Source organism: Roseisolibacter sp. H3M3-2 (genome assembly GCF_029211165.1).
Taxonomy (GTDB): Bacteria; Gemmatimonadota; Gemmatimonadetes; order Gemmatimonadales; family Gemmatimonadaceae; genus Roseisolibacter.
This window is the reverse complement of the sequence record NZ_JARGEK010000485.1, coordinates 1-2,930: the sequence shown is the minus strand read 5'-3', so window position 1 is coordinate 2,930 and position 2,930 is coordinate 1. Positions and strand designations below refer to the sequence as shown.

Sequence of the window (2,930 nt, the reverse complement as noted above, 5' to 3'; positions counted from 1 at the left end):
CCCCCCCGACGGGCTCGCGGGCGCGGTGGCGCGCGGCCTCGGGGCGCTCGGCGGGACGCTGGCCGAGCTGGGGCTCGCGCTCGCCATCGCGATCCTCGCCCTGGCCGAGGCGACGGAGCTGCGCCGCCGCGTCGAGCGCGCGCTCGCCGACCGCACCGCGCGCGAGACGATGGCGGCGGTGGACGAGTCGGCGCAGGCGTTCCGCCGCTACGTCTGGGTGAAGACGCTCACCAGCCTGCTGACGGGGCTGTGCAGCGGGCTGCTGGCGCTCGCCTTCGGGCTGCCGCTGGCGTGGGTGTGGGGCTTCCTCGCCTTCCTGCTGGAGTACGTGCCGACGGTCGGCTCCTTCCTCGCCGTCTTCCCGCCGACGCTGATGGCGGCCGCCCAGGCCGCGGGCGACGGCGGCGACCCCGGGCGCGTCGGGCTGGTGTTCGCGGCGTTCGGCGCGCTCCAGCTGGTGCTCGGCAACATCGTCGACCCGAAGCTCGAGGGGCGGCTCATGGCGCTGTCGCCGCTCGGCGTCCTCGTGTCGATCGTGTTCTGGGGCTGGCTGTGGGGCGCGCTCGGCGCGCTGCTCGCCGTGCCGCTCACCGTCGCGCTGGCCATCGCCGCGCGTCACGTCCCGGGGATGGGCGGGGTGGCGACGATCCTGGCGGGGGATGGGGTGGAGGACCGATAGGGCGAACGCGGGAACGGCGAGCGCGGGAACGGCGAGCGCGGGAACGGCGAATCCGGATACCGCGATGGTCTCGCAGTACCCGGATTCGTCGTTCCCGAGTTCGCCCTATCCGAACTCGCCGTATCGAGCCCTTACTTCCCGCCCTTCAGCGCCGTCGCCGCCTTCGACAGCTCGCTGCCGATCGCGGTCAGCGTGCCGGACGCCGCGCCGCCCTTGCTGGCGACGTTGGTCACCTTCGGCCCGAGGCGCTCGAGGATGTTCGCGATGTCCGGCCCGTCCGGGGTGTCGTCGTTCAGCTCCTCGCGGAGCTTCTCGAGGTCCTTCGCGATGTCCGTCAGCGCCGGGTCGTTCGAGTTGTCGAGCTTGTCCTCGATCGACTGGATGAGCGGGATCGCGACCGCCGGGGCCAGCGAGGTCAGCCCGCCGCGCGCCGCGGTGGCGACGCTGTCGAGCTGCGCGCCCGTGTTCGCGTCGCTGAGCGACGCCGTCGTCCCCGCCCCCGTGCCCGGAGCCATCATCCCCGCCGAGTCGCCGGCGACCGTGCCGGTGGCGGTGCCGGTGACCGCAGTGTCGGTCGTGGCCACGTCCTTGTTCCCGCCGCAGGCGACGGCCAGTACCGTCGCGACGCCCGCCATGAGCTTCCGCATCTCTGTCTCCTCCGCGCCCCCTGGCGCGTCACGGTTCGCGCGGAGCATACGCGACCCCCGTCGCGCCCTGCTCGTGCGTGATTCCGCCGGGACCCGCGTCGGCCCACGGCGAAGCGCGGGCCCGAGGGTGCAAGCGACGTTCCGCGGGAAATCCCTGGCTCCCCCGAGCCCGCGGGCCCGCGGCGCTGACGGGCGACGAGTGCCCCAGCGCCGCGGTCCGCGCGTGTCTCAGGTCACATGACGTCGTCGCGCCGCGAGGCCTTCAGGTCCTCGAGGTCCTGCTGCGCGCGGCCGAGCTTCTGCTGCGCCTTCCCCTCGAGCTTGTCCGCCTTCCCCTCGAGGTCGTGACGCGAGTTGCCGGTGAGGTCGCCCAGCGCGTCCTTCACGCGCCCCTTGAGCTCCTTCGCCTTGCCCTCGAGCTCGATCTGCTCGCCGCTCTTCCGGGTCGAATCGTCCATGAGGTCGCTCCTGTGTGGGTGAGTCGGGTGTGTGTGCCCGCGCCTGCCGCTGCGCGGGGCGTCCCTTAGGGCATCGGCCGTGCCCGCATCACCGCCGGAGTCGACTACTCCTCACTCCGCGCCGCGCCCGTCGCGCGCCGCCGCCACACGCCGAGCACGAGCAGGCCGCCCGCGGTGAGCGCGTACGTCGACGGCTCCGGCACGACGTTCACCGGCGGCTGGCCGTCGAGCGTGACCTGGAAGGTGCCGCTCCCCGTCGGGTTCTGCGACGAGGCGATGACCGTCGTGACCGCCACCGTGCGCGGCGCGACGGCGGTGCGCAGGTCGTAGGTGTCGAAGAGTCCGTCGGTCAGCAGCAGCGCCAGGTCGAGCGGCGTCCCCGGCAGGAAGTAGAGCCCCCGCTGCAGCAGCGACGACTCCGGCTCGTCGACGAGGAACGTCGCCCAGTCGGTCACCGGCAGCACGTCGGCACCGAGGGTCACCGTGCCGGTCAGCGGGCTGCTGAAGAGCCCGAGGAAGCCGTTGCCGGCCGGCGTCGGCGTGACCTGGTCGACCGTCCCGCTGAGCGTGAACGCGACCGGGACGACGGCACCGCTGGCGAGCGACACGCTCCCGTCGAAGCGGTAGGTGATCGTCTGCGCCTCGGCCCGCGTGGGGAGCGCGGCGAGGACGGCGGCCAGCGCGACGGCGACGGCGCGGCGCAGGGCGGGGCGGCTGGGCATGGGCGGTGGGGACCGGCGTGACGGGCGGCGTACGGGACGCGCGACAGTCTGCGCCGCGCGGTCACCCGGGAATCACCGCACCCGCGGTCGCCGCCCTTGCGCCCGCGCCCGCCGCGTCGCGTTCGTCCGGGGCATGTCACGGGATCCCGTCGCCGACGCGCGCGCGATCGTCGACGCCGCGGTCGCCGGCGCGATGCCGGGGCCGCTGCTCGCCCGCGTGGTCGCGCGCGTCGGCGTCGACGGGCTCGCGCCGCGCCCGCTGGCCGCCTACCGCGCGGTCGTGGTCGTCGGGGCGGGGAAGGCGGCGCTGGCGACGGCCGGCGCGGTCGAGGCGCTGCTCGCCGACGGGGGGGCGCGCCTCGCCGGCGGCGCAGTGACGGTGCCGGCGGGGTACGCCGGCCGCGTCCCCCCGGGCGTGCGCGCG

General features: G+C 75.2%; 5 protein-coding genes. 2 read left to right on the top strand and 3 right to left on the bottom strand.

All coding sequences use genetic code 11. From position 1 onward, the window contains the following. Window positions 1-679, top strand: a 679-nt coding sequence (locus PYV61_RS23385) for an AI-2E family transporter (RefSeq protein WP_275836236.1), incomplete at its 5' end; no start/stop codon positions are given. Window positions 680-810: 131 nt separating this feature from the next. On the opposite strand, the gene PYV61_RS23380 is transcribed toward PYV61_RS23385, so the two are convergent. From PYV61_RS23380 to PYV61_RS23370, 3 genes are all read right to left on the bottom strand, one after another. Further along, the gene (locus PYV61_RS23380) at window positions 811-1,326 is read right to left on the bottom strand and encodes a hypothetical protein (RefSeq protein WP_275836234.1); all 516 of its coding nucleotides are present in this window, start codon (window positions 1,324-1,326) and stop codon (window positions 811-813) included. 233 nt (window positions 1,327-1,559) lie between these two features. Further along, window positions 1,560-1,784, bottom strand: a complete 225-nt coding sequence (locus tag PYV61_RS23375; protein ID WP_275836231.1) for a CsbD family protein — start codon at window positions 1,782-1,784, stop codon at window positions 1,560-1,562. Between the two features lie 104 nt (window positions 1,785-1,888). Further along, entirely contained in the window at window positions 1,889-2,506 is a 618-nt protein-coding gene (locus PYV61_RS23370) for a PEP-CTERM sorting domain-containing protein (RefSeq protein ID WP_275836229.1), read from the bottom strand. Window positions 2,507-2,639: 133 nt separating this feature from the next. Between PYV61_RS23370 and PYV61_RS23365 the strand changes: the two genes are divergently transcribed. Further along, a partial coding sequence (locus PYV61_RS23365) for a DUF4147 domain-containing protein (RefSeq protein ID WP_275836227.1) occupies window positions 2,640-2,930 on the top strand: 291 nt, incomplete at its 3' end.

Bases quoted from the DNA above. Each gene is read 5' to 3' on its own strand.
- PYV61_RS23375 (WP_275836231.1), bottom strand. From the start codon at position 1,784: ATGGACGATTCGACCCGGAAGAGCGGCGAGCAGATCGAGCTCGAGGGC.
- PYV61_RS23370 (WP_275836229.1), bottom strand. From the start codon at position 2,506: ATGCCCAGCCGCCCCGCCCTGCGCCGCGCCGTCGCCGTCGCGCTGGCC.
- PYV61_RS23380 (WP_275836234.1), bottom strand. From the start codon at position 1,326: ATGCGGAAGCTCATGGCGGGCGTCGCGACGGTACTGGCCGTCGCCTGC.